This window comes from Mannheimia kashgarensis, assembly GCF_041807705.1.
Classification (GTDB): Bacteria; Pseudomonadota; Gammaproteobacteria; order Enterobacterales; family Pasteurellaceae; genus Mannheimia.
The window spans coordinates 1-723 of sequence record NZ_JBGTYY010000070.1 but is presented as its reverse complement, the minus strand read 5'-3'; the positions used below and the strand labels follow the sequence as shown (position 1 = coordinate 723).

Below are 723 nucleotides of genomic sequence, written 5' to 3'. Positions count from 1 at the left end.
AGGCTCAGATACAGTAACTGTATCAGGCACAACAGAGCCGGGTGCAGCTGTAGTTATTAAAGACGAAGCTGGAAAAGTAATCGGCACAGGCAAAGCAGATGATAAGACAGGTGCATACAATGTAATCCTAGATGATCCAAGCAAAGCCAAAGACGGCGAAACTTTAACTGTAGAAGTAACAGATAAAGGCGGTAACAAAGTAACGGGTACAATTACAGCTCCAGATGTAACAGACCCAGATAAACCGACAGCCGACAACACAAAAGCGACTGGTGAAAAAGGCTCAGATACAGTAACTGTATCAGGCACAACAGAGCCAGGTGCAACAGTGGTTATTAAAGACGAAGCTGGAAAAGTAATCGGCACAGGCAAAGCAGACGATAAGACAGGTGCATACAATGTAACTCTAGACGATCCAAGCAAAGCTAAAGATGGCGAAACTTTAACTGTAGAAGTAACAGACAAAGCAGGTCAAACAACAACAGGTACAATTACAGCTCCAGATGTAACAGACCCAGCTAAACCGACAGCGGACAACACAAAAGCGACTGGCGAAAAAGGCTCAGATACAGTAACTGTATCAGGCACAACAGAGCCGGGTGCAACAGTAGTTATTAAAGACGAAGCTGGAAAAGTAATCGGCACAGGCAAAGCAGATGATAAGACAGGTGCATACAATGTAACCCTAGATGATCCAAGCAAAGCCAAAGACGGCGAAACTTT

The 723-nt window shown here is 44.4% G+C and carries 1 protein-coding gene; it reads left to right on the top strand.

Annotated features, from left to right (window positions below; genetic code table 11):
* The coding region (locus tag ACERCF_RS12500) for an Ig-like domain-containing protein (protein ID WP_373625790.1) at positions 1–723 on the top strand (723 nt) is incomplete at both ends.